Source organism: Blastomonas sp. UPD001, from assembly GCF_003426715.1.
Lineage (GTDB): Bacteria > Pseudomonadota > Alphaproteobacteria > Sphingomonadales > Sphingomonadaceae > Blastomonas.
In genome coordinates this window covers 1-23,826 of sequence record NZ_QKVT01000206.1, presented here as the reverse complement: position 1 = coordinate 23,826, position 23,826 = coordinate 1, and the positions used below count along the sequence as shown (strand labels likewise).

At 62.2% G+C, this 23,826-nt stretch carries 22 protein-coding genes and 3 pseudogenes; 8 read left to right on the top strand and 17 right to left on the bottom strand.

Annotated elements, in window-relative coordinates; genetic code table 11:
• Positions 1-678 (bottom strand): TIM barrel protein (locus DM995_RS20975; protein WP_116970953.1); only part of this gene is annotated, 678 nt, incomplete at its 3' end.
• A gap of 407 nt (positions 679-1,085) precedes the next feature.
• Here DM995_RS20975 and DM995_RS20970 point away from each other — a divergent pair.
• The 3 genes from DM995_RS20970 to DM995_RS20960 are packed head-to-tail and all read left to right on the top strand — an operon-like array spanning position 1,086 to position 5,466.
• Complete coding sequence (locus DM995_RS20970) at positions 1,086-2,855, top strand: N-acyl-D-amino-acid deacylase family protein (RefSeq protein WP_198669566.1); 1,770 nt, start codon at positions 1,086-1,088, stop codon at positions 2,853-2,855.
• Positions 2,856-2,915: 60 nt separating this feature from the next.
• Complete coding sequence (locus tag DM995_RS20965) at positions 2,916-4,310, top strand: cytochrome P450 (RefSeq protein ID WP_232824604.1); 1,395 nt, start codon at positions 2,916-2,918, stop codon at positions 4,308-4,310.
• 49 nt (positions 4,311-4,359) lie between these two features.
• Positions 4,360-5,466 carry an NAD(P)-dependent alcohol dehydrogenase gene (locus tag DM995_RS20960; RefSeq protein WP_116970951.1) on the top strand — a complete coding sequence of 369 codons (1,107 nt, stop codon included), beginning with the start codon at positions 4,360-4,362 and terminating at the stop codon, positions 5,464-5,466.
• Positions 5,467-5,511: 45 nt separating this feature from the next.
• Here DM995_RS20960 and DM995_RS20955 read toward each other — a convergent pair whose 3' ends face one another.
• Positions 5,512-6,462 carry an Lrp/AsnC family transcriptional regulator gene (locus tag DM995_RS20955; protein ID WP_116970950.1) on the bottom strand — a complete coding sequence of 317 codons (951 nt, stop codon included), beginning with the start codon at positions 6,460-6,462 and terminating at the stop codon, positions 5,512-5,514.
• Between the two features lie 319 nt (positions 6,463-6,781).
• Here DM995_RS20955 and DM995_RS22610 point away from each other — a divergent pair.
• Positions 6,782-6,958 (top strand): annotated as a pseudogene (locus DM995_RS22610) (thiolase family protein); the annotation flags it as partial.
• Positions 6,959-7,205: 247 nt separating this feature from the next.
• A complete protein-coding gene (locus tag DM995_RS20940) occupies positions 7,206-7,754 on the top strand; it encodes a DUF3237 domain-containing protein (RefSeq protein ID WP_157973454.1) in 549 nt (182 codons plus the stop codon).
• A 129-nt stretch (positions 7,755-7,883) separates the two neighbouring features.
• Here DM995_RS20940 and DM995_RS20935 read toward each other — a convergent pair whose 3' ends face one another.
• The 5 genes from DM995_RS20935 to DM995_RS20915 all read right to left on the bottom strand — a co-directional run bounded on the left by DM995_RS20935 (position 7,884) and on the right by DM995_RS20915 (position 11,929).
• On the bottom strand, positions 7,884-8,927 hold the full coding sequence (locus tag DM995_RS20935; protein WP_023836156.1) for a phosphotransferase family protein: 1,044 nt from the start codon (positions 8,925-8,927) through the stop codon (positions 7,884-7,886).
• An 11-nt stretch (positions 8,928-8,938) separates the two neighbouring features.
• Positions 8,939-9,718 carry an SDR family NAD(P)-dependent oxidoreductase gene (locus tag DM995_RS20930; protein WP_023836155.1) on the bottom strand — a complete coding sequence of 260 codons (780 nt, stop codon included), beginning with the start codon at positions 9,716-9,718 and terminating at the stop codon, positions 8,939-8,941.
• A complete protein-coding gene (locus DM995_RS20925; protein ID WP_116970948.1) occupies positions 9,715-10,449 on the bottom strand; it encodes an SDR family NAD(P)-dependent oxidoreductase in 735 nt (244 codons plus the stop codon). The genes DM995_RS20930 and DM995_RS20925 overlap by 4 nt, the downstream gene beginning before the upstream one ends.
• Before the next feature lie 11 nt (positions 10,450-10,460).
• A complete protein-coding gene (locus DM995_RS20920) occupies positions 10,461-11,267 on the bottom strand; it encodes an SDR family oxidoreductase (protein ID WP_023836153.1) in 807 nt (268 codons plus the stop codon).
• 233 nt (positions 11,268-11,500) lie between these two features.
• A complete protein-coding gene (locus DM995_RS20915; protein ID WP_116970947.1) occupies positions 11,501-11,929 on the bottom strand; it encodes a nitroreductase family protein in 429 nt (142 codons plus the stop codon).
• 90 nt (positions 11,930-12,019) lie between these two features.
• Between DM995_RS20915 and DM995_RS20910 the strand changes: the two genes are divergently transcribed.
• Positions 12,020-12,673 carry a glutathione S-transferase family protein gene (locus DM995_RS20910; RefSeq protein ID WP_116970946.1) on the top strand — a complete coding sequence of 218 codons (654 nt, stop codon included), beginning with the start codon at positions 12,020-12,022 and terminating at the stop codon, positions 12,671-12,673.
• Between the two features lie 51 nt (positions 12,674-12,724).
• Here DM995_RS20910 and DM995_RS22860 read toward each other — a convergent pair.
• Positions 12,725-12,880, bottom strand: a pseudogene (locus DM995_RS22860) (hypothetical protein); the annotation flags it as partial.
• 147 nt (positions 12,881-13,027) lie between these two features.
• A pseudogene (locus DM995_RS20905) lies at positions 13,028-13,303 on the bottom strand (Rieske 2Fe-2S domain-containing protein); the annotation flags it as partial.
• 129 nt (positions 13,304-13,432) lie between these two features.
• On the opposite strand from DM995_RS20905, the gene DM995_RS21540 reads away from it, so the two are divergent.
• Positions 13,433-13,630 (top strand): hypothetical protein, encoded by a 198-nt coding sequence (locus tag DM995_RS21540; protein ID WP_198669563.1) that lies wholly within the window; start codon positions 13,433-13,435, stop codon positions 13,628-13,630.
• Positions 13,614-14,366 carry a GntR family transcriptional regulator gene (locus DM995_RS20900; protein WP_023836116.1) on the top strand — a complete coding sequence of 251 codons (753 nt, stop codon included), beginning with the start codon at positions 13,614-13,616 and terminating at the stop codon, positions 14,364-14,366. Before DM995_RS21540 ends, DM995_RS20900 begins: the two co-directional genes overlap by 17 nt.
• A 31-nt stretch (positions 14,367-14,397) precedes the next feature.
• Here the strand turns inward: DM995_RS20900 and DM995_RS20895 are convergent, their stop codons facing one another.
• The 8 genes from DM995_RS20895 to DM995_RS20860 form a co-directional block, all read right to left on the bottom strand.
• On the bottom strand, positions 14,398-15,033 hold the full coding sequence (locus DM995_RS20895) for a 3-oxoacid CoA-transferase subunit B (protein WP_116970944.1): 636 nt from the start codon (positions 15,031-15,033) through the stop codon (positions 14,398-14,400).
• On the bottom strand, positions 15,030-15,746 hold the full coding sequence (locus DM995_RS20890; RefSeq protein ID WP_116970943.1) for a 3-oxoacid CoA-transferase subunit A: 717 nt from the start codon (positions 15,744-15,746) through the stop codon (positions 15,030-15,032). The genes DM995_RS20895 and DM995_RS20890 overlap by 4 nt, the downstream gene beginning before the upstream one ends.
• The gene (locus DM995_RS20885; protein WP_116970942.1) at positions 15,743-16,279 is read right to left on the bottom strand and encodes a VOC family protein; all 537 of its coding nucleotides are present in this window, start codon (positions 16,277-16,279) and stop codon (positions 15,743-15,745) included. Before DM995_RS20885 ends, DM995_RS20890 begins: the two co-directional genes overlap by 4 nt.
• Complete coding sequence (locus DM995_RS20880; RefSeq protein ID WP_232824602.1) at positions 16,276-17,085, bottom strand: fumarylacetoacetate hydrolase family protein; 810 nt, start codon at positions 17,083-17,085, stop codon at positions 16,276-16,278. Before DM995_RS20880 ends, DM995_RS20885 begins: the two co-directional genes overlap by 4 nt.
• A gap of 29 nt (positions 17,086-17,114) precedes the next feature.
• Complete coding sequence (locus tag DM995_RS20875; protein WP_116970940.1) at positions 17,115-18,473, bottom strand: spinster family MFS transporter; 1,359 nt, start codon at positions 18,471-18,473, stop codon at positions 17,115-17,117.
• Entirely contained in the window at positions 18,470-19,480 is a 1,011-nt protein-coding gene (locus DM995_RS20870; protein ID WP_198669561.1) for an NAD(P)H-quinone oxidoreductase, read from the bottom strand. Before DM995_RS20870 ends, DM995_RS20875 begins: the two co-directional genes overlap by 4 nt.
• On the bottom strand, positions 19,477-21,198 hold the full coding sequence (locus DM995_RS20865) for an FAD-dependent monooxygenase (protein ID WP_116970939.1): 1,722 nt from the start codon (positions 21,196-21,198) through the stop codon (positions 19,477-19,479). Before DM995_RS20865 ends, DM995_RS20870 begins: the two co-directional genes overlap by 4 nt.
• A gap of 110 nt (positions 21,199-21,308) precedes the next feature.
• Positions 21,309-23,747, bottom strand: coding sequence for a TonB-dependent receptor (locus tag DM995_RS20860; RefSeq protein ID WP_116970938.1), 2,439 nt, complete (start codon positions 23,745-23,747; stop codon positions 21,309-21,311).
• Positions 23,748-23,826 lie beyond the last annotated feature (79 nt).

Sequence of the window (23,826 nt, the reverse complement as noted above, 5' to 3'; positions counted from 1 at the left end):
GCGCAGCGTCTTCGTCACCTGCGCCCAGTCGAGATCGCCGGTACCCGGCTCGTTGCGGTCGGGCATGTCGGCGACCTGAACGTGCGCGACCAGATGGATGCGGCCCGCCAAAACCTCGGCCATATCCTCCCCCATCACCGCGCTGTGCCAGACATCGTAGAGCAGGCGAAGATTGGGGCTGCCTACCGCCTCAACCAGATCGAGGCCGAGCCTGGTGCTGACGAGGTACATGGTCGCGAACAGCCTGGTGTTCAGAGGTTCGAGCAGCAGCGTCACGCCCGCCGCCTCGGCCAGATCGGCGGCCGCGCGCAGCGTCGCAACGGCATTGGCGAAATGCTCTTCCTCGCTCAACCCCTCGACGCGAAAGCCCGAGGCAATGATGAGGTCGGGAGCGCCCAGAACCCTGGTCGCTTCGATGGTGTCGCCGACCGCCGCGAGCATCGCCTCGCGTTCCGCCGGATCGACGATCGAACGGCGCGGATCGACGCACAGGCTGGTCAGCCGCATGCCCGTTTCGGTGAGCGCATCGGCGAGCGAATCGATCGGCTTGTCGCGCCAGAGATGGAATTCGGCGAGCTCGAAGCCCGCCGCCTTCGCCGCGCGCAAGCGTGCGTCGAGTTCGCCGGCCTCGGCAAACTGCCATTCGATACAGGATGATAATTGATAGACCGCAGACATAGGACCCTCCCCATTCTACGGCCCCGTGGTGCTGTGCACTCGTATGCCTGGCAAGGCGGCTACCCTGCTATTTTGTGCCCTGCCCCTACAGCGTTCTTGCGAGCGAGGCAATCCTTACTCGCGCCGTGCAGCAGCATGAACGGTGTCGGGGTGCCGGATCGCAGGCGCGCTGCCGCCCGTTTCTGCCGATCGGCGAACGGCCAGGCTGGGCTCTCCGTAGCCATAACGCGCGCCGCCAACTGGCGCCGCAATTGCCCCTCTCGAGCCATGGATCGCCTCGAAAGGTTTCGCTGGCAGACCCGCATCGCCTCACCACTCACTGCGGATAATTTAAACTGTGGACATGATTTTTAAACTATGCATATATGGACTCAAGGCGGAGAAGATGCCGCCAGGGGAGAGTCGAGATGGCTGAGTTTGATCTGATCGTTTCTGGCGGCACGATTGTGGATGGTACGCGGATCCCGCGCTATGTGGGCGACATCGGTATCCGTGACGGCCGCATCGTCGCCATTGGCGGCACCATCGCCCCCTCGCGCGGGGCGCGGGTGATCGATGCGACCGGTCGCATTGTCGCGCCCGGCGTGATCGATCCGCACACCCATTATGATGCGCAGATCTTCTGGGACCCGTATTGCGCGGACTCGAGCTGGCACGGAAACACCACGCTGGTGGTGGGAAATTGCGGCTTCGGCTTCATGCCCTGCCGCCCCGAAGACCGGGATCGCTACATGCAGATGATGGAGAACACCGAACAGGTGCCCATGATCGCGATGCGCGAGGCGCTGCCATGGACCTGGGAGAGCTTTCCGGAATGGATGGCCGCCGTGCGGGGGATCGCCAAGGGGGTCAACATCGCCGCATACATGCCGCTCAATTCGCTGATGATCTATGTCATGGGCATGGAGGCGGCCAAGACGCGCGGGGCCACGGAGCAGGAGCGGCTCGAAATGCGCCGTCTTCTCCACGAGGCCATGGATGCCGGCGCGATCGGCTTCGGCTTCTCCTTCCTCCACGAACACAACAATCACAAGGACATCGACGGATCGCCGATGCCGACGGACTCGATGCACATCGAGGACGCCTATTATCTCGCCGGGGTTCTGCGCGAACGCGGTGAAGGCATCATCCAGTGCCTGTGCGAATTGCCGGCTGGCAAGGCCTCCAACCGTTTTGCGTGCGAGGAACTGGCCCGGATCTCGGGTCGCCCGGTTCTGCTCAACATCGTCACGCCCATCGATGCAATGCCCGATTATCACCGGGGCTTGCTCGATTGGCTGGACGAAATGGAAAGCAAGGGCCTCAACATCTATGGTCAGGCGTTCGTCAATCGCTCGTGGAACCAGTTGCGGGCGCTGGAATACGACGTCTGGCAGAACACGAGCCCCAGCTTCCTGGAATTCACCACCCTGCGTGACGCCAAGAAGATGGCCGCGCTGGCATCGGACCCGGCCTTCGTCCAGCGGGCCGTCGAGGAATACGACCCCTTTCAATGGAGTGGTGCGGGCGGCCCGATCGAGACATTCAAGCTAACCGATGCTCAGGGTGCGACGGAATATGCGCGCTACAATGGCATGCTGCTGGGCGACATTGCGGCAGCGCAGGGCAAGCACGCGATCGAGGTCCTGTTCGACATCATCGCCAAGTCTGAAGCGGTGGCGGATTTCCGCACCACGCTGGCCACCAGCACCGATCCGGTAAAGTCGGCCGAAGTGCTGCTGCACAAGCGCGTCGTTTCTGGCACGTCCGACGGCGGCGCGCACATCAAGATGCATTGCGGCGGTCAATATGCGACCGACAACATCATGTGGCTGGTGCGCGACGAGGGTCGTATCTCGCTCGAGGAGATGCATTACAGCCTGAGCTACCTGCCCGCGCGCATCTACAATTTCGCGCAGCGCGGAGCCCTGCTGGAAGGCTATGCGGCCGACCTCTATATCTATGACTACGATACGATCGGCTATGATCGCGAGCAGTATCAGACCGTCAACAGCCTCCCCAAGGGAGACTGGCGCCGGGTATGTCCGGCGCACGGCATCGAATGGGTGATCGTCAACGGAAAGCCGATCCTGCACAATGGCGTCGCCACCGGTGCGACGCCCGGCACCATGCTGGGTGTGCGCGGCGCGCAGTTCGATCAGGACTATCTGGTGGACCTGCCGATCGCGGCCGAATGACCCAGCGGCGATGGCGACGGAGCGGGCCGCGCTGCCTGGATCGTTGCCATTGCGACGGGCATGTCTCCCCTGCGCCACGCCCCCACGACCGCCGTGATGGCGATGCGTGGGAACGGCTGGCGCTCCCTCATGGACAAGAGAACGATCATGGCCAGCCCGCATATCGCTGCCACACCGGAGCCTGCGCTTACGCCTGCTGACATGGCGCAGCTGATCACCAATCCGCGCAGCTTTGCCGAGCCGCAGCGCGTGCATGATGCGCTGGCATGGCTACGGGCAAACCTGCCCGTGTCGCTGGCTGTCACGGCCGATTTCGAACCCTTCTGGCTGATCACGAAGCATCGGGATGTGATGGAGATCGAGCGGCAGTCCGGCATCTTCCACAATGGCGACCGTTCGACCGTTCTGATCCCCGAGAAAATGCTGCGGGCCGTCGAGCACGCCGTCCACTCCCCGCACCTGACCCGGTCGCTGGTCAACATGGATGGGCAGGAGCACCGGCTGTTTCGGTCCCTCACTCAATCCTGGTTCATGCCCGGCAATGTCAAAAGGCTCTCCGACCGCATCCGGAGCATTGCCCGCAATCATGTCGATCGCATGATGCGGCGAGGCGGGGAATGCGACTTCGTGTCCGATGTCGCCCTCCATTATCCGCTGCACGTGGTGATGGAGATACTGGGCGTTCCGGAAGAGGATGAGGGTCGCATGCTGGTGCTCACCCAGCAGCTCTTCGGCGCCCGCGATCCGGAACTGGCCCGAGACGCTGCGGCCATGGACGACCCGGCCAAGGGTCTTGCGATGTTTCAGGCTGTGCTGGGTGACTTCCACGCCTATTTCAACGCGTTGACCGCTGAACGTCGCAGCAGTCCACGCGACGATCTGGCCAGTGTGATCGCCAACGCACGGATCGATGGCAAGCCAATCTCCGAGCGAGACGCAAATGGCTATTATGTGCTGGTGGCGACCGCGGGGCATGACACCACTTCAGCATCGACTGCCGGCGCGATCTGGGCGCTGGCGGAACGACCGGAACTGCTGAGACAGGTTCAGGCAGACCCCTCGCTCATCGGCGGCCTGGTGGAGGAAGCCATCCGCTGGACGACCCCGGTGAAGCACTTCATGCGCACGGCAACACAGGATTACGATTTGCGCGGCCAGACCATCAAGGCCGGCGACTGGGTAATGCTGTCCTATCTTTCGGCCAACCGGGACGAGGACGTCTTCGGGGCACCGTTCGACTTCCGCATAGACCGCCATCCCAACGGGCAAGTCGCCTTCGGCTATGGTGCGCATCTATGCCTCGGCCAGCATCTGGCGAAGCTCGAAATGCGCATCCTGCTCGAGGAGATGCTGCCCAGACTGAAGTCGCTGACGATCGCAGGTCAGCCCGCCTGGACGCAGTCGAGCTTCGTCAGCGGCCCCAAGCGCCTGCCGATCCGTTTCGAGGCGAATTGACCGCTCTGGCAGAGAGCCGCTGCATGGGCATGGGAAGGGAAAGAATGTCATGAGCATCAGCGCCAGGGCCGCAGTCGCGCGCATTCCTTCCGGTCCGCTTGCGATGGAAGCCATCGAGATCGAGGAGCCTCGCGAAGACGAGATCCTGGTGCGCATTGCCGGGGTTGGACTGTGCCACACCGATCTGGTCTTCGCCGAGCATCTTGGCATCATGAAAGCGCCAGCCATTTTTGGACATGAAGGTTCGGGGGTGGTCGAGCGCGTTGGCTCGGCCGTGACCAAGGTTGCACCGGGCGACCATGTGGTCGCGACCTTCAACAGCTGCGGCACCTGCGGGCGTTGCGATGAAGGGCATCCCGCCTATTGCCTGTCCTTTGCCCCGCTCAATTACGGCGGGCGCCGCGCGGACGGAACCAGCGCCGTGTCGATCGACGGCGAAACGGCGAGCGCGCACTTTTTCGGACAGTCTTCGTTTGCCACGCATGCATTGGTGAACGAGCGCAACGCCGTGGCAATCGACCGGTCGCTGCCGCTCGAGCTGATGGGACCGCTGGGCTGCGGAATCCAGACCGGTGCCGGTTCGATCATCCATGCACTGGCCTGCCGCACGGGCAGTTCCCTGCTGGTGGTCGGCGGGGGAGCGGTCGGCCTGAGCGCCGTGATGGGTGCCGTCCTCCAGGGTTGCAGCACGATCATCGTGGCAGAACCGAAACCGGAACGCCGTGCCATGGCACTGGAACTGGGGGCGACCCACGTGCTGGATCCATCCGCGCATTCGCTGGCCGATTGCGTTCGGGCCATTGCTCTGCACGGCGTCGATTACGCCTTCGACACCACCGGCCTTTCGCACGTGATCGAGGCGACGGTCCCCTGTCTTGCCGCGCACGCCAGCTTCGGGCTCGTGGGCGTGCCGCCGCGGTTCGAGGATACCATCAGCCTTGCCATCAACCGCCTGGTCAGCGCGGGAATCACGGTGATGGGCATCATCGAAGGTGACGTTCAGCCTGACGATTTCATCCCGCATATGGCAGCGCTGTACCAACAGGGCCGTTTCCCCTTCGATCGCCTGATCACGCGATACCGGCTCGACGACATCAATCAGGCCATTGCCGACCAGCACAGCGGGAAATGCATCAAGGCCGTGATGATCCCCTGAACCCGGAAGCTGATGAAACGCTTTCCCCGAATCCGGCCGCCCCTTTCAGTCGCCAAGCGGCTCGAATTTCTGCCCGACGATATGGATATAGTCGAAATTGTGCTTCGTCGTGAACGCAAGCGGACGAAACGTCACGTTGCCGATGCCCGGCACCGCGCGCAGTTTTTCGATGCATATCTCGTGAAGCTCAACAATGGTCCGCGCCACCAGCAAGGCCATGCCGCCGCCCGCGTCCGTGACGCCAAGAAAACTTGCCTCGTTCAATGGCATCATCGCGTCCATGGCGGAGAGGACCGCCTCGGGCTCGCCATCGAAGAAGACATATGCGGAGAATTGGTAGCCGATCATGTCGGGCTCGCAGATCAGGCCGACGCGAATGATGTTCTGATCGGTCAATCGTTGCAGCCGCGTCCGAACTGTCCCTTCGGACACGCCCGCGCTCATGGCGATCTGCCTCAGGCTGCGCCTGCCATCATCGGAGAGCTGGTCGATGATGAACTGGTCCAGGCGATCCTGGGTCAGGGCGAGCGACGGCCGTGCGGCGCCGGATTTCAGATCACCCGCACCCGAAACGAACTTGAAAATCTTGCGGCACACCATGGTCGAACAATGACGAACGCCGGGTAGGGCGCGGATTCGTTCGGCCACCTGCTCGACATCCTCAGGCGTTGGGCAGTTGATGTTCACATAGATGTCCGGTGTCCCGGGGCAGACGGCAACGCTGAACAACTCCGGCAAGCTGCCGAGTTGCCGCGTGATCGCCTTCAGATCGCTGTGATCGATCGAAATTCCGGCAAGCGCCAGCACGGGAAGGCCGGCTGCGGCCAGATCGCGTTGGGCCATGACGCGGATGACGTTGCCGTCCATCAACTTCCGCAACCGGACGGCAACCGTTTGCTGGCTCACCCCGACCCGCATGCCGATGGCCTTGTTGGGCATGCGCGGATCATCGGCAAGCGCCTGGATGATGGCAAGGTCGGTCTGACTGATCTGCATTTTCTAACCCCTTTCGCTGGGGCGTCGCGGTAGTTGGGCATTTCGTCAAGACAGATGCTGCACCGACCTCGTGTGACACCCTCGTAGATCAGGAATAGTGGCGCCAATGGCCGCGAACCGCGTGCCCTGTGTCTCGGGCGGGAGTTCCTCTTCGGCATGATCGAGGCAGCTGGGAAACAAGGTCACCGCGTTGACCATGGAAAACTTCGCACTGTCCCATACGCAAGACCTGCCAGAAGCAAGATATTAATTGAATGACTGATTGATGCCGTTTAAAGCGTCAACAGTCTTTCACGCATTCTTCCGGAGACATCTACCCATGACCCCGGCGTATATCATCGACGCAGTTCGAACCCCGCGTGGCATCGACAAGGCGGGAAAGGGCGCGCTGGCAGACATGCACCGGGAGCATCTGGCGGCCAGCGTTCTCAAGGCCATCGCGGAGCGCAATAATCTCAACACCGCAGACGTCGATGACATCATCTGGTCGACGACCTGCGGAACATCAACGATGCCTTTTGCCGTCGTGGCTGAAAAGTTCCTTCGTGACCTCAAGCTCGATCGCTCCAAGGTCGATGTCTGGACGAACTCGGGCGCACGGGTGGGCGCTATGGTCTCGTGACGATGTGTGCCGCCAGCGGAATGGCACCTGCGATCATCACTGAGCGCATCTGACCCCAAAAAAGCTTGCGGCGGACGCCATATCCGCAGCGGGCTGTACCTGATCCCGGAAAGGAAGCTGCGTGCGTCTCGAACCCTTGTTGCGCATGAACGTGACGCTCGGAAAACGCTATCCGATCGGCAGCATACCCAAAGGCAAGAGAAATGTCTGGACACTGGCGGGCGGGATCGTCGAAGGTCCAGACATTCGCGGAACCGTGGCCCCGGTCGGCGGCGAATTCGAGCTGATTGACAGCGATGGCGCTTACCATATCGATGTTCGCCTGGTGATCGTCACCGGGGATGGCGCAAACATCTTTGTCCAGTATTTCGGCGTGGCAAAATCATCCCCGGAAATGATGGACAGATATCGGCGGGGCGAGGCGGTAGATTTCGGCGACACCTATTTCGTCACTCAGCCGCGCTTCGAAACCAGCCACACCCGATATGCATGGCTGAATCATGTCATGGCGATCGCTGAGGGCCGCGGCACCCCCGGCGGCGTTGAATATCTCATGTACCACTGCATCCCTGACGGCAGCATCGGCATGCATGACGCCGCCGGCAGGTTCGCCTATCGTGATGCTTCGACCGGAGGGCGCGAAGCAGTCGATGGCAGCATGCGCGAATAAGGGGCTCGCCGGTGGTCCGTGACGGGCGCGCAGCCAGTCCCCGGGCGCGGCTTGGGCGGACAAGCGATGCGAACGTCGGTTGCGCCCGTTTGTCCTGACGCCCCGTGACACGGAAACACCGCTCCCCGTCTAGAGAGTACCCCGTTCTATCGTGCGCTGAGCGCGCAGCAGCAGCTGTTCGGCCTGGTTGTGCAGACGATCGCCAATTTCCTTCTCGGCCTTGCCTGCCAGAGCGCGAGCGTGCGACCCTTCGAGCAATATCCCGAGCTTGTAGCAGGCGAGCACCTTGTACCAGAGCATCGCAGAGACATCCCTTTCCGTGCCGGCCGCATAATGCTCTGCCAGTTCGGTAGCGCTGGGAAAGCCTTGCCAGGGTTCGACAGGCGCAATCGCCTCAAAACCCTGCTCCGCTTCCGGCCAGGTTGCGAGCAGCCAGCCCATGTCGATCAGAGGGTCGCCGACCGACGCCAGTTCCCAATCCACGATTGCAGCGATCGCGGGGCTGTCGAGCCGGAACATGACATTGCCGAGATGATAATCGCCGTGGATGATCCCCGGCTTGAAATGCCTGGGGCAGTTGGCATCGAGCCACTGGCCGATCGCATCGATGCCGGTGAGGCTGTCAGCCGCCCATCCATCGTGCTTTGCATAGCCGTCATATTGCGAGCGCCATCGCGCGGCCTGGCGCGTGAGATATCCCTCGAGCTTCCCCATGTCGCCCAGCCCCGCTTCGAACGGGTCGATACGGCCCAGCGCCAGTGCGGCGTCGACCATGGCAAACCCCATCTGCCGACGAATGAGCGGACTGCCTGCATGTAGCGCGGGCAGTCTGACCGGAGCCGTAAACCCGTCCACGGGCTCCATCAGGAAAAAGGCCGCACCCAGCACATCATCATCGGGACAGGCAGCGACCAATCGGGCATGGGGCACGTCTGAGCCGGCCAGGGCTGCCAGGATCCGCGCTTCCCGGCGCATGGTTTCGCTGCCATTGGCGATACTGTGCAGCGGAGGGCGGCGAAGGACGAATTCGCGGTCTGCACGGCGGAAGCGCAAGAGCACGTTCTGAGTCCCGCCGACCAGTGGCACGATATCGCTTAGGCGCCCCGAACCAAGCCCCTGCCCGTCCATCCATTCGGCAAGGCGATTCAGATCGACCAGTGATTTCCATTCCACGGGTTCGCCCCTTATGCGTTCCTGGCCATCAAACCGCCATCTACCGGCACGACAGCACCTGTAATGAAAGATGCCGCAGGAACGCACAGGCTGAGCGCGACATGAGCGACTTCCTCTGGCCGGCCGTAGCGCCGCAGCGCCGTGCGCCTGTTGGCATAGCGAGCCTTGTCCTGATCGGGAATGTCTTGCGTGAGGCCGGTTTCGACCGGGCCAGGGCAGATGCAGTTGACCGTTATGCCCTCGGGTCCGAGTTCGACAGCCAGCGACCGGGTCAGGCCAATCACCCCAGCCTTTGCGGCGCTGTACGCGCTCAGCCGCGCCGTCGCCCCCAAGCCCTCGGTCGAAGCGATATTCAGGATGCGGGGATGCGCGGACCGGCGCAAGAAGGGCAGGGCCGCACGGATGACCAGCGGTTGCGCCGTCAGCAGCACCGCAATCTGCTGGTCCCAGCTTTCGCGAAAGTCGGCCGCGTCAAGCGGGGTCATCAGCGAGAAGCCGGCGTTGTTCACCACCACATCCAGCGCTCCCAGACGCGTAGCGACCTCTTCGACCGCGGACGCGATGCCGTCCAGATCCGCGAGATCGAGCGGCACCGGGATCGCGGAGCCCCCTTCGCGCTGGATCTCACGGACCACCGCATTCGCGGCCTCGGCATTGCGATCGACCACCGCGACTTTCGCCCCGCGACGGCTGAACAGGACGGCCATGGCCCGACCGATGCCACTGCCCGCGCCGGTTATCAGAGCGGCAGAGCCCTGCAGCGTATCGGCAAGGTGCTCGACGGGGGTCACAACGAGCCCCCGCCATCGACCGCGAGCGTCTGTCCGACCACATAGTCAGCAAGCGGCGAGGCAAGGTACAATACCGCACCGGCGATGTCGGCTGGCGTTCCCAAGCGGCCGCTCGGAATGGCCCCGAGCTGCTTCTCCAGTCGCTTGGGGTCCGCCGTCATCACCTTGGTCAACTTGGTGTCGACCAGACCGGGTGCCACGCCGTTGACGCGGATACCCTCACCAATCCAGGCCTGGGCGAGCGAACGCGTCAGACCCAGGATTCCGGCCTTGGACGCGTTATAGGCAGGATTGCCAAGCGTGGTTCGCAGCGCAGCGGTGGAACTGATCAGGATCAGCGCTCCCTTGGCCTTGGCCAGCTGCGCCCGGAACTTCAGCGCGCACGCCATCATGCTGTTGAGATTGACGTCCACCACCTTTTCGAAGCCTGCCATCTCGAACTCGCCGCGCGCATAAATGACCGTGCCCTGGCAGCAGACAAGGACATCGAGGCTGTCGCCATCGAACGGTGCGGCAGCCACGATTTCGGGCTGACCAACATCGACACACGTATAGCTGACCCCGGAAAGGTCGCTGCCGGGATCACCTTCGTAATCTTCTACCCGAGGGCGCGTCCCCCAGACGGTGACATCAGCGCTGCGGGCAAGAAAAGCGCGCGCGATGCCATTGCCGATGCCGCTCGACCCGCCAACGACCAGTACGCGCTTGCCGGTGAAATCAAGATCGCCCATCGAGAATCTCCCTAGCCCCGCGGCCTGACCGACAGCGCATCAGCGGATGCATCGCCCAGTACGGACCCGCCATCGCAATCGATGATGGCGCCGGTGATGTATTTCGCATTGTCACTGCAAAGAAATAGGGCAAGGTCAGCGATATCCCTCTTCGTCCCATAGTCACGAAGCGGAATCTTCGACTTCAAGGCCCTTGTCGCCTCTTCCGATGGGGCGAGCCGAGCCATCCCTTCGGTGTCGCCGATCGGGCCGGGCGAAATGGCATTGACGCGTATCCCTGCCGGCCCCCATTCCATCGCGAGACATTGGGTGAGATTGTTGATGCCCGCCTTGGCCGCACCTGCATGCGCCTGGAACATGACGGGCCGCACAGCCTGGCCAGCAGTAATCGAGATGATCGAGGCGCCGGGCTTGCGAATGAAATCATACGACGCCCGCAGGACATTGAAGGTCCCCAGCAGATCGATATCGATGACGGTCTTGAAGGCGTTCGACGACATACCAACGACCGGTGCCAGAAAATTGCCCGCAGCGCCCGATATCACAACGTCTATTTCGCCGTAGCTGTCCTTCACGGCTGCGAAGGCGGCCGCTACCGCATCGTAATCCCGCACATCCGCGGCCATGCCCATTGCCTCACCACCAGTGTCCGCGATTGTCCTGGCGGCGGCGGCCACGCGGTCCTGCGTGCGGCTGATCAGGCCGACCCTGGCGCCGAACTCGGCAAAGCGTTGCGCGATGCCAAGATTGATCCCGCTGGACCCGCCCGCCACAAAAACGGTCTTGCCGGCAAAGATCCGATCCTTGAAAATGTCCATGCTTCCTGCTCCCTCTTGTCTGACTGTCAGCGGGTCTTCTTCGTCATCGGACAGCTCCGGCAGGCTGGGTGAAGACCTGCCACAGTCATCGTCCCGCCCCGCCTGGCGAGGATGGCGCCCGCCTTCTCTGGTGTGCCTTGCCGCTCCAGCACGGCAGGATGCCATCGAGGTCCGTTTCCGCAAACCCGTCGCGCCACCATGGCTGTGGAACGGTATTCGCCTATGGGCCAGGTTCACGAGTGAAAGGTCACGCTCTCCTCGATCGCGGCCTTTCCGATCCGATAGCTGTGGCCGGCGGCGTGCTCGTCCGGGTAACCAAACGAGATTCCAAACAGCATCTTGAGGGAATCGTCGATCCCCAGCACCTTCCGAATGGTTCCGGCATAGAAGCCTAGCGCCGTCTGGGGGATGCCTCCCAGACCGTGCGCCGTGAGCGACAACAGGAATGTCTGCGCGTACATGCCGATGTCGCTGGCAATCCGGACATTATCCCCCACTGACGGCATGAACAGCATCGCAACACATGGCGCATGGAAGAAGCTATAGTTGAGGCGCGCAGCCATCCGCCGATCTTCCATCGCCTCGCGGCTCGTCGATTGCGGCCCCCTTGCCGCGTTCCGGCTGAACGGATAATCGCATCCTGCATCCCCATTAGATGGCATGCCAAATTATCGCTATTCTGCCTACAGACGCTGATTTTCTCTAGCGTTATGGCGTTTGGCATGCCAAAGTGATCTAGCGGAGGTGCGCACATGGAAATCACGCTTTATCAATTCCCCGCTGCCTGCTCGCGCGTCACGATGAACGCGCTCGAGGAAGTCGGTTGCGATTACAGCGACGTGCTCGTCAACATGAAGGCCATGGGGCAGACAAAGCCAGACTATCTCGCGATCAACCCGAAGGGCAAAGTTCCGACGCTCATGATCGACGGCACGATCCTGACCGAGAACGCCGCCATCCTCTGGACGCTGCACTGCCTGCGGCCTGAAGGCGGCCTGTTTCCGCCGACCCAAGGACCGCTGGAGGATCATCAGTATCGCGCCGATCTCGCGTGGTGCTCCGGGACCATGCATCCGACCGTGCGACAGATCAGGATGCCCGTGAAGTGGACGACGGGTGAGACGGATGGGGTGCGGGCGCACGGCATCGAGACATTTCTTGGCGACTGCGAAAGGATCAGCCAGCGGCTGGCGGGCGGTTGGTGGTACGGCACCAGCTGGTCCATCATCGACACCTATGTCTATTGGGGGTACAGCACCGCTGAAAAGGGCGGCTTTCCGCTCGATCGCTTTCCGGCACTCGCCGACCACGCCGCCAGGGTGCGGGCGCGTCCGAGTTTTCGGCGCGTAATCGCGCGGGAACAGGCGTCGCTGGATATGGCAGGGATCGAAGGCATGGTCCTGTAAGAACCACCGCCCTGTCCTGCTCGCATGGACCCGATCAGGCAGCCGCGGCGGCGATCCGGCGCTCAAGGTTGCGGCGGCAGCGCGTGGCCGCAAAGGCGGTTGCGAGGTCCACCGGCTGGACAGAGAAGATTCCCTGCTGTCGATATCCTCCTGACAGGCCGCGATCAGCGCACGTCCGCGCGACAGGATTCCTGCGTGAAGGAACATCGCATGCGAAAGGTCGATCAGGGTGTCGAGAACCAGTCGATAGTCGACTGGCATCAGCAGATGACCATCGACCGGTGGCAACGCGCCCCGCTGGACCAGTTGAAGCGGCGTGATGTCCTCCGGGTTGGCCAGGGCTGGGTCGCCGGGTCAGATCCAGATCACATCGTCGCGCGCCTGAACCGGATATGATTTCACCCGCGCCGCGCGGGGAATTCTTCTATCGCCATGGGGATGATGGCCACACTTGTCGTTCAGATCGACCTTGAAGCCGTGACAGGGGCATTCGATCATTCTGCCGTCGAACACACCCTTGTGGAGTGGCGCGAAACGATGCGGACAACGGTCGCTGGTGGCCTTTGCCACGCCGCGTTCGTCGCGCACGATCAGTGTCGGGATGCCGAGCAGACGGCGCATGAACGGGGTCTGCGTGACTTCGTGCGCGAGGGCGGCCTAATACCAGGCTCTGAAAGCAAACGACATGACCCGCTCCCGAGATAGACCAGAGTTATCGACCGACCAAGGCCGCCATTGCGAATGCCCTACCGATTTGGCATGCCAACCTTCCGGCCATCGCAACGCCTGGCATTTTCGGACGATGGCAGGGTCGTGCGCTGGCTGGTGCGGGCTACCGCCGAAAACTGGCTGGCCCGCGAAGCAGAACCGAAAGATGCGTTTGATTTCACGCTGAAAAGTCCGTTCGGATCCCCTCGACCGACCGGCCTGGAGATTCAAGATGGCTACCCGAGTTGAGAGCGTCACGCTGAAGCTGCGCGAAATGATCGTCTCGCAGGAGCTAAAGCCAGGCTCGCGGGTGCCCGAACGCGATCTCGCTCAGGCATTCGGAGTGTCGCGCACGCCGGTTCGCGTGGCGCTCAGCATCCTGGAGGCAGAGGGGCTGGTCACGGGCGAAGCAAATCGCGGCTTTGTCGTTTGCGATTTCAGTATCGATGACGTGTTGTCGGCCTTCGATGTTCGCGGAGCCCTGGAAGGGCTGGCAGCGCGCGCCGCCGTCGAACGGGGACTGCCTGCCGACACGATTGCCCGGCTCGAAGCGTGCGTTGCGGAAGGCGAGCGTCTTGTCGCTGCCGGGCTTTGCGGCGCGGACGACATGCGATCGTGGTCGCTCGCGAACGACGAGTTCCACGGCGCGATCATCGAGGCTTCCGGTCTCGGGACCCTTCAAAAGGTGCATGCGTTCCTGTCGAAAATGCCGCTCGTCGCTCCGGTTGCCATCCTGTTTACCAATGATCAGCAGGATGATGCCCAGGCGCGCATGCTCGAGGCCCATTCCGACCATATCCACATACTGGACGCGCTGCGTCAGGGGGAAGGCGCGCGCGCCGAATTTCTCATGCGCGAGCATGCGCACCGATCGCGCAATCATCTTGGTCGCCTGCTTCGGTCGGGACGCCGTTCCCTGGCGCCGGTCGAAACGCGCGGGCCTGCCCGCAAGAAGCGTGGCAACAAGGTCGACACGGCTCCGTGACGACGCCGCTGTCGCGGTCGCAAAGCGCCGGTCAGCCCGCACTGACCGGCGCACCTGTTGCCTGCTCCAGGGCGTCCAGGTGAATACCGGGAGCCAGTTCAACCAGTTTGAAATGATCGCCTGCCGGATCCATGACCGCCATCTCGGTATAGACGCGCTTGACCACCGCCCGCCCCGTTGCAGGCAGCGTAAGTTGCTCGATCAGCTTGGGCCGACCCTGTGCGGTCCGATGCGACATGATCACCCGGACTTCGCGCGCCCCGGCCACCAGGTCCATGGCCCCTCCGACAGCCGGCGGAGCGTTGCCTCCGCTCGACCAGTTGGCGATGTCTCCCGCGCAGGTCACCTCGAACGCCCCGAGGATGCAGACGTCGATATGCCGCCCCCGAATCATGGCGAAGCTGTCGGCATGATGAAAGAAGGCACCACCCGGCACGAGCGTCACGGGCTTCTTGCCGGCATTGATCAGCTCCATGTCCCGATCCTCGAAGGCGGGGGCCTTGCCCATCCCCAATATCCCGTTTTCGCTGTGGAGTATGATCTCGCGGTCGGGCGGCATGAGGTCTGCGACGCGTTCGGGCTGACCGATGCCGAGGTTGACATAGGCGCCGTCCGGAATGTCGATCGCAGCCCGCGCCGCTATCTCGTCGCGAGTCCAGCCCTTCATGACGCCCGCTCCTTGTCCAGTGCAGCAAGATGGTCGCTTTCCCGGACAGGGTCAGGGACATGGACGATGCGGTCGACGAAAATCGAAGGCGTCACGATCGCCTCCGGGTCGAGCTCGCCTGGTTCCACGACATGACGTGCCTGGACGATCGTCGTGGCGGCGGCCATCGCCATGACCGGCGCAAAGTTCCGGGCCGCCTTGTTGTAGACAAGGTTACCCCAGCGATCCGCACGCTCCGCCTTGATCAAGGCGAAGTCTGCGTGGATTGCCGTTTCCATCAGATATTCCCGACCGCCAAAGGTTCGCGCCTCCTTGCCGTTCGCGATCTCGGTCCCTGCACCGGTTGCGGTATAGAAGGCCGGTATCCCCGCCCCGGCCGCACGGATGCGTTCTGCCAAAGTGCCTTGTGATACGAGTTCGAGTTCGATCTGCCGGGCGTGATAGAGTTCATCGAACACATGACCATGCGACCCGCGAGGGAATGAGCAGACGATCTTGCGGACGCGCCGTTCCTTCAGAAGAAGCGCCAGGCCGATCTCTCCGTTGCCCGCGTTGTTGTTGACGACAGTCAGGTCACGCGCGCCCTGTTCGATCAGCGCGTGAATGAGTTCGGTAGGATTGCCCGCTTCGCCGAACCCACTGATCAATATGGTCGCGCCATCGTGAACATCGTGAAGGGCTTGCGCGATCGTTGCGCATCGCTTGTCGATCATGACACGACTTCGTCAGGCCGCACCATGATCGATGCGACCGGTTCGCCCTGTTCCAGACGGCGCCGCAGATCCTCCACATCAAGATCGATCCCGATGGGGTTGGCCGTGAATGCAGCGCCTTTCATCCATTCCTGCGCATCGCGGGCATTCTCAAATCGGTCGACCTGAAGCTCGACGTCATTGCCATCGGGATCGGTGTAATAGAGCGAAATCGTGGGGCCGTGGTTGATCGTCCTTCGGGGCATGATGCCCAGGTCACGCAACCGATCGTGTGTTTCCAGCAGGTCCTCGAGGCCCGCATAGGTAAAGGCCGAATGGTAAAAGCCGACGGTGGGACCTTTTGGGCGCGGCGCGATGTCCGGCGGAGCGATGAGGGCAATCCGGTGATGCTCGTCATCATAGGTCAGAAAGGCGATGAAATCATTGCCATTGACCACTTCGGCACCGAGCACCGTGCAATACCAGTCGCACATGCGCTTCAAATCAGCCGTGTAAAAGACGATATGGGCAAGCCGGATGGGGCGAATGGTCATACCGCTGTCTCCTCATCGACGATCGGGTTCGACAATATGCCCAGCCGGTCGATCTCGACTTCGATCAGATCGCCGGGCTTCATCCAGAGCGGTGGGTTGCGCGCGGCACCGACACCGCCGGTCGTCCCTGTGGCGATCACGTCGCCCGGCCGGATTTCCCATATCTGCGAGACATAGGCGATCAGCGCTTCGACGCCGAACAGCAGATCGTCGATGCCGCTCTGCTGCACGACCGATCCGTTCAGCCGCGTGGTCAGGTGGAGGGCATTGACGTCACCGACCTCGTCGGGAGTCACGAGCCAAGGCCCGAAGCCGCCCGAACGGTCGAAATTCTTGCCCGGCAGGAACTGCGATGTGTGGCGCTGAAAGTCCCGGATCGATCCGTCGTTGAAACAGGCATAGCCCGCCACATGGTCCATCGCGCGTTCGGCGGCGACGTGTCGTCCCGGCTTTCCGATGATGACCGCAAGTTCGCCCTCATAGTCGAACCGTTCCGATACCTTCGGCCGGATCATCGCGGCCCCTTGCCCGACGAGCGATGAAGGATAGCGCGGAAACAGGATCGGATGGAGCGGGACCGCATTGCCGGTTTCTTCGATATGCGTCCTGTAATTCAGCCCGACGCAAATGATGCGCCCGGAGTTCGGAACCGGCGGCAGCAGCGTCACGTCACCCAGCATCAGCTCGGCCGCGCAATTCGCGTACCTTGCGAGCAAGGAGGCATTCTCGAGAACGGCTTCAAGGGGCAACCCCAGCCTTGCGCCGACATCGATGATGCCGTCGTCCTTCACGATCCCGTAGCTCATGCCGATGCGATCTCGAAAACTTGCGATCTTCATATGCTCTCCCGCTCCGTGCTGAATTCATGAATGGACCTGTATCTGCGTGCGTAGGCGGGGCGCCCCATCACGAGACAGGCCGTCCCGGCAACGATCATGAGAGCGATCGTAACGGCCAGCGCATCGCCAATTCGAGCGGGGTTCCGGAACAGTCCGTCGCTGATCATGGGTGGAAGCGCGGGGCCAAGCGTCATCCCGGCAATCGAGATCGAGATGAGATAGAGCGCCGAGATCTGGGCTCGATAGCGATTGGGCACGACGAACTGCAGCGCAGCCGCGATGGTGCCGATCGGAATCGCCTGGAAGAACATCGCTCCGCCGAAGAAGGAGATGGTGCGTCCAATTGACCCGCCATAGACAACGACCAGCGAACACAGCAGCATTCCTGCCATCGCTGCCAGACCCATGACGATCGGCGTATCGTGCCGGCCGCTCGATATAAGCCGGTCGCTTATCAGCCCCCCGGCGAGCAGACCCAGAACACCGCCGATCGTCGTTGCCAGACCGAGATAACTGCCAAACTCGCCCGGCGACTGGCCGTAAACCCGTTCGATAAAGGTCGGCGTCCAGCTGAGAAGCGCAAAAAACACCCCGTTATGGAAGGCGAACCCGAAAATCAGGCCGCAAAAAAGCCGATGTTCCTGAACCACCAGAGCGATGGTTTCGCGGATCGATGGAGCCTCCTCCAGGACTGCTTCGCCAAACTGCCTGCGCGCCGGTTCCGGGAGCAACATCATGAGTGTTGCCATCGCGATGCCGGGTGCTCCGACGAGAAAAAAGACGAGCCGCCATGGCTCGGTCCCGGCCGCGATCCACTCTGCTGCACCCGAGTCCTTGATCCAGTCCAGCAGGAAACCGCCGACGAGAAGGGCCATGCCGGCACCGATGTGGACCCCCATGCTGTAGAGTGCGAGAGCAAACGACAGGCGATGTTTGGGCACCAGGTCGGCGATCATCGAATAGGCCGCCGGCGAAAGCGCCGCTTCCCCGATGCCGACGCCCGCCCGCCACGCAAATAATGCGAGAAACGAGTGCGCGGTGCCGCACATCATCGTCATGAAGCTCCACATCAGGATACCCGCCGCAATCAGGTTGCGCCTGTTCCCCCTGTCGGCCATCCTCCCGAGCGGAATTCCGAAGCTGAAATAGAACACCGCAAAGGCCAGGCCCTGGATAAGCCCGAAGCCCGTGTCGCTGATATCCAGGCTCTGCTGCATCGGCTCGATGAGCAGCGCGAGGATCTGCCGATCGACGAATGACAAGGCATATGCCGACATCAGCGCGGTCACGATCAGGAAGACCCGCAGCGGCGTCAGCGGGCGGTCAGGAGCCTTTATTGCGCGGGCGTGGCTCACTGTGGCTTCACCTCGAGCACGACCTTGCCGATGTGGTGGCGGCCTTCGACATGGGCGATCGCGCTTGCCGCGTCCGCCAGCATGAAGCTGCGATCGACCATGGGATCGATCCTTCCGGCGCAGACATGCGGCCAGACATGCTCCACAAGTTCGGACACCACGCGGGCCTTGAAGGCATCGGGGCGCGGTCGCAGCAGGCTGCCCATCACCCGAAGGCGCTTGCGCATCAGCTTGCGGATATCGAGTTCGGCGGAAAAGCCGCGCGCGCCGCCGATGAACACCAGCCTGCCACCCTCTGCGAGGGCATCCAAGTCCTTGCTGAGATAATCCCCGGCAACGATATCGAGGATCACGTCGACACCGCGGTTGTCGGTCGAGGCCATCACGACCTCAGCGAAATCCTCAGTTTCATAGTCGATGCCGCGCGTCGCGCCGAGCGCCTCGCACTGCCGTGCCTTTTGCGCACCGCGCGCTGTCGCGAAGACCCGGCGACCCAGTGCATGGGCGATCTGGATCGATGCGACGCCGATCCCGCTGGTCCCTCCGTTCATGAGGAAGGTCTCGTCCGCGCCGAGCGCGCCGTCGATGAAGACGTTGCTCCACACCGTGCAATAGGTTTCTGGCAACGCGGCCGCCTCCACCCAGCCGAGATTTGCGGGTTTCGGAAAGCAGCTGCCCTCGGGTGCGATGGCGTATTCGGCATAGCCACCGCCTCGCAGCAGCGCACAGACCCGATCGCCGACCGACCAGCGCGATACGCCCTCTCCCAGTGCGACGATCTCGCCGGAGACCTCCAGACCAGGGATATCGGTCTCACCCGGTCGAAGCGGATGGCCTCCCGCGTGGAGCTGGTGGATATCGTGACCATTCACGCCGGCCGCGTGAACCGCGATCAGGACCTCGCCCGGCCCTGCGACAGGAACCCGGCGTCGCGTGACGGCAGCAATGAACCCCGGCCCGTCCGGGCGGAATTCGACTGCCTGCATGTCGATCGGCCCGTGGTTCATGCGGCCTGCTCCCGGCCAGCGGAGCAGATTTCGCCATCGCTTATCAGGGCCAGAACCCGCTCGAGTTCGGCCGTGCGGTCCTCGATCCCTGCAGGCTCGACCCATGCGATGCGCCCGTCGGGGCGGACGAGCATCGCGAACGGCTGCTCGCCCCAATAGTCTGCCACGCTGGCCTGTTCGCTGCGCATCGAGCCTTCGAGTGCGACGATGTCCACCGGCAGATAGTCGCCGGCTATCGCGTCCACGGCGACAGACCATTCATTCTCGGCCCCGGCGGGGACGAACAGGATGAAGCGGTCGAACCGCAGCGTATCCAGAGCCGAGCGACCTGGCGAAAGCCAGAAATGCGGGAGATGGCCGCCAGGCGCAAAGCTGGGCTGGTACCCCTCCAGGCGTTCCACCGGTGTCGGCACAGGCCGAAGCGCATCGGCGAATACGCCCCGGGTCAGCCGCGCGGCCATTTCCAGTTCAAGAAATGCGAAATGGTCAATCTGATCGTTCACGGCGGCCGTCAACGCCGCAAACTGGGGATGCGACCCATTCGACTGGAGTTCGCGGAGCGTGGCGGCCAGGACTTCATCGCCCCGGTCACCACCGAGCGCGGTCTCGATGATCTGCATTCGCTCATTGTTGCGGACAGACTGTTCGGTGTTGCGGATCGCAATGGGGCGACATTCCTGCTCGTAGCTGTCGAGCAGTCGGTCGCTTGCCTTGCCGCGAATGACCGCGTTGAGCTTCCACATCAGGTTTTCGACATCCTCGACCCCGGTATTGAGGCCGAGCCCGCCGGTTGGCGGGAAGCGATGACCGGCGTCGCCGACGAGAAGCGCCCGGCCATTGCGGTAATGGCGTGCAATCTGCGCGGACATGACCCAGCTGCCGATCGACGTGATCGTGTATTCATGCGCGCTCCCGATGACCTGGTCGATGATCGCGCGACACTGCGCCTCGTCGAAACTGTCCGGCGGCGTGCTGCCGGGGTCGATGCGCAGCATGAACACCTGCGATCCGACCGGCTGGTGCACGATGAAAAACCCGCTGAGCCCTGGCGCGCGCAGGAAGAACACGACCCCGGGATGCCGCTCCAGGATCGGCATCATGTCCGATTGGATGTGGATTGCCAGGAAGTGCGCCAGTGCAGGCGGCCCATCCATGGCGATGCCCGCGCTTCGCCGTACCTGGCTGCCCGCACCATCGGCACCCAGGATGTAACGCGCCCGAACCTCCCGCGTCGTCTCGCCATCGGAGATCCGGGCGCTCACCGCGTCGCCATCCTGTGTGAAATCGACAAGGCGCTGTCCGAACCGGACCGGGTCGGTGCCGGCCACATCGCACAGACGGGCCTTCAGGAGCGGCTCCAGCACATTTTGCGGCACGTTCGCCGAATAAACCGGGCTGATATTGGTAAAGCGCGGCGAAAGACCCTTCTTTCCGCACAGGTCGAGACGGCCATAGCACAGACCGGACAGGCTCTCGCACCAGACGATGCAGCGCTGCAGTTCCTCAGGTGTCGACTGCGCGAATATCGCATCGGCAATGCCGATCCGACGGTATACCTCCATCGAATGGGTCTTCAGGACATGCGCCGACGGCTCGGTATGCAGCCCGGCGCGCATCTCGATGATCTCGAAACGCAATCCCAGCTGCGACGCCAGGATCGCGGCCAGAAGACCCGCCGGACCGGCACCAACAATGAGAATATCGGTTTCATGTGCCATGGGTAATCTTCAGGTCCTGCTGCGCGCGGCTATGGCAAGGTCATGCCGCGATCTTGGAAACGGGAAGTTGACCGGCTCCACACCGGTGCGGAGGGGAACCGGAGAATTCATCAGAATCTGCTGGATACTTGTAGTCCGACCCGTCGCCGGGCCTCGTACGACGGTGCCTGGTAATAGACGCCGAACTCCTGCCGAACCCGCGAAACGAAATGCTCTTCGAACAGATTGCGGACGTAGAGAGCGACCGAAATATTGCCATCGGCGGTCTTGAAGCCGAGGTTGAGGTTGGCGAAACCATAGCCGTCCTGAACTTCCAGCGGATCGCGGCGCGCTTCATAGACGACGCTGCTTCGCCACGAGTAGGTCGCGTTGATGAACGCGCTGAAGTCATCGGAAACAGGCGTTTCGTAGCGCGCCGAAGCGTTGAAGCTCCATTTGGGCGATACGGCCAGGGGCCAGCCATTGAGCGTCTGCACGCCGCCCACGCACAACCCAGGCGTCAAGGGGGTTCCCGCCGGTCGCGTGGGCTGATTGAAATAGCACGCGGCATTGTCGAAATCGGTATAGCGCGCATCGATATACGCGCCGTTGAGGCCGAGGCTTAACCCGTCTGCCGGGCGCGCGTTGATCTCGAGCTCGACCCCGGTGGACTTGAGCTGCCCGGCATTCTGGATCACGAAAGTCGGCGGGTTGGTGGGCAGACCGACCGTCGTCTGAAAATCGTCGAACGTTGAGTCGAACGCGGTGAGATTGATAGTGAGACGCCGGTCGAAGAACTGCGACTTGATCCCGATCTCATAGGATTTGGCGATTTCGGGGGCGACCCGCGCATCGTTGATGATGGCAGCCGGAGTGCTTGACTGGGTGAGGTTGAAGCCTGGACCCTTGTACCCGCGCGAGGCGGTCGCATAGAGCATGATGTCAGGCGCAACATCGTATTGCGCCCCGAATCGGTATGACACCGCATCGTAGCTGACGGGCCGCGTGACATAGGAGAAGATCGGCACGTTGCCCGGGATGATCCCCGTATCGGTACCCACCCTCGCCCGATCAAAAGTCGCGGACGTGCGATCGTTCGAGACGCGCACGCCGCCAATGATGCGGAAACCTGGCGTGAGACGATAGGTCAGTTCACCGAACGCAGCGATATTCCGCAGCTTGTCGGTCACGGTATTGACCCGGTAGAAGTTCGAGATTCCGGGCTGAACAAGGCCGAAGAAATTCTGGTCCTGAACGTCCTTTACCTCGAACTGATAATAGAAAAGACCGGCCACGAAACTGAGCGGCCGGTCGGACGGGGACGCTATGCGGAGTTCCTGGGTGAACTGATCATATTCTTCCCGATCCTGGAGACGGGTGAGATGCAGCAACGGTGAGCTGGTTACGAACGGGTCCATCTGACCTTCGACCGAAACCGACCGATAGGAGGTGGCCGACGACAACGTATATCCGCTGCCAAGCTCTGCATCGATCAGGCCCGTGACATAATAATTGTTCGCCCTGCTGAAGGGTGTTGCAAAAAACTCTCCCTGCTCGTTGCGCGGCCCCGGCGTGATTCCCCTCGCTCGCGCCCAGTTTTCAACGATGATCCCGAAGGGGGTCGTACTGGTGAAGAGGCGATGCGTATTGGCATTGGCGCGCTCGTCCCTGCCATCATACTGGCCGATCAGCGTGATCGAGACGGCGTCTGAAGGCTCGAATGCAAGGCTGGTCCGAATGCCATAGGTGTTCTTCTGGCTATAGTCCGCGCCATCGGGACCCCTGATGAAACCGTCATGGCCATATTTCCAGGCCGCGACCCGTAACGCGGCCGTGTCGCCAATCGCGACATTGACCACTCCATCGATATTGAGTTCATTGTAAGAACCATATTCGACGTTGAGCGCGCCCGTCGTCGCCCCGAAGTCAGGCCTGCGATTGACGATGCTGATGAGGCCTGCCGTCGCATTCTTGCCGAAGAGCATGCCTTGCGGGCCTTTGAGAACTTCCACTCGCTCCACATCGACCATATCGGTGATGCTGCCGCCAACCCGTGCCAGTGGCACGCCATCGACTGCCACGCCCACAGAGGATTCGAGCGTTGCGGTGAGCGCATAGGTCCCGACACCACGGATATTGAAGCTGTTGAGTTTCGCTTCTCCGGCGGGATTGAAGGTCAGTCCGGGTACGAGCTGCGGAAGTTCGCTGGTGCTGGTGATGCCGGCCTGATCGATGGCAGCGGGCGACACGGCGACGACGGAAATGGGGACATCCTGGATGCTTTCCGCCCGCTTGTTCGCGGTGACCACGATCTCGAAATTCTCGATCTGATCCGGGCGATCGGTCTCGTCGAGCTGGTCGGTCTGCTGCGCCAGCGTGACAGGGGCCCAAGCTAGGGACGTTCCAACAAGCAAAAGCTTCGTCAATCGGCGCGTGCGCGCAGCTAACCTGGACATTTCCGACTCTCCCTGATGTACGCCAATTTTTTGGCCACGCTCAGATGGCATGCCAAAATAGCGATTCGCAAGCAGATAAATCGGTATATCGAAATAAAAACTGCATTCTGGCATGCCATATAGCCGATATCGTACCCAGCGGCGGGGCTCCGGCTGCCTGACCGGAAGACAGGGACACGAGGGAGGACCGGGC

Excerpts from the sequence above, each read along its gene's own strand:
- DM995_RS20870 (WP_198669561.1), bottom strand. The coding sequence starts at position 19,480 with ATGAACCACGGGCCGATCGACATGCAGGCAGTCGAATTCCGCCCGGAC.
- DM995_RS20920 (WP_023836153.1), bottom strand. The coding sequence starts at position 11,267 with ATGGACATTTTCAAGGATCGGATCTTTGCCGGCAAGACCGTTTTTGTG.
- DM995_RS20880 (WP_232824602.1), bottom strand. The coding sequence starts at position 17,085 with ATGAGCTACGGGATCGTGAAGGACGACGGCATCATCGATGTCGGCGCA.
- DM995_RS20895 (WP_116970944.1), bottom strand. The coding sequence starts at position 15,033 with ATGAAGGGCTGGACTCGCGACGAGATAGCGGCGCGGGCTGCGATCGAC.
- DM995_RS20860 (WP_116970938.1), bottom strand. The coding sequence starts at position 23,747 with ATGCCAGAATGCAGTTTTTATTTCGATATACCGATTTATCTGCTTGCG.
- DM995_RS20970 (WP_198669566.1), top strand. The coding sequence starts at position 1,086 with ATGGCTGAGTTTGATCTGATCGTTTCTGGCGGCACGATTGTGGATGGT.
- DM995_RS20865 (WP_116970939.1), bottom strand. The coding sequence starts at position 21,198 with ATGGCACATGAAACCGATATTCTCATTGTTGGTGCCGGTCCGGCGGGT.
- DM995_RS20915 (WP_116970947.1), bottom strand. The coding sequence starts at position 11,929 with ATGCCATCTAATGGGGATGCAGGATGCGATTATCCGTTCAGCCGGAAC.
- DM995_RS20955 (WP_116970950.1), bottom strand. The coding sequence starts at position 6,462 with ATGCAGATCAGTCAGACCGACCTTGCCATCATCCAGGCGCTTGCCGAT.
- DM995_RS20965 (WP_232824604.1), top strand. The coding sequence starts at position 2,916 with ATGTCTCCCCTGCGCCACGCCCCCACGACCGCCGTGATGGCGATGCGT.
- DM995_RS20890 (WP_116970943.1), bottom strand. The coding sequence starts at position 15,746 with ATGATCGACAAGCGATGCGCAACGATCGCGCAAGCCCTTCACGATGTT.
- DM995_RS21540 (WP_198669563.1), top strand. The coding sequence starts at position 13,433 with ATGCCAACCTTCCGGCCATCGCAACGCCTGGCATTTTCGGACGATGGC.
- DM995_RS20910 (WP_116970946.1), top strand. The coding sequence starts at position 12,020 with ATGGAAATCACGCTTTATCAATTCCCCGCTGCCTGCTCGCGCGTCACG.
- DM995_RS20900 (WP_023836116.1), top strand. The coding sequence starts at position 13,614 with ATGGCTACCCGAGTTGAGAGCGTCACGCTGAAGCTGCGCGAAATGATC.
- DM995_RS20885 (WP_116970942.1), bottom strand. The coding sequence starts at position 16,279 with ATGACCATTCGCCCCATCCGGCTTGCCCATATCGTCTTTTACACGGCT.
- DM995_RS20960 (WP_116970951.1), top strand. The coding sequence starts at position 4,360 with ATGAGCATCAGCGCCAGGGCCGCAGTCGCGCGCATTCCTTCCGGTCCG.
- DM995_RS20925 (WP_116970948.1), bottom strand. The coding sequence starts at position 10,449 with ATGGGCGATCTTGATTTCACCGGCAAGCGCGTACTGGTCGTTGGCGGG.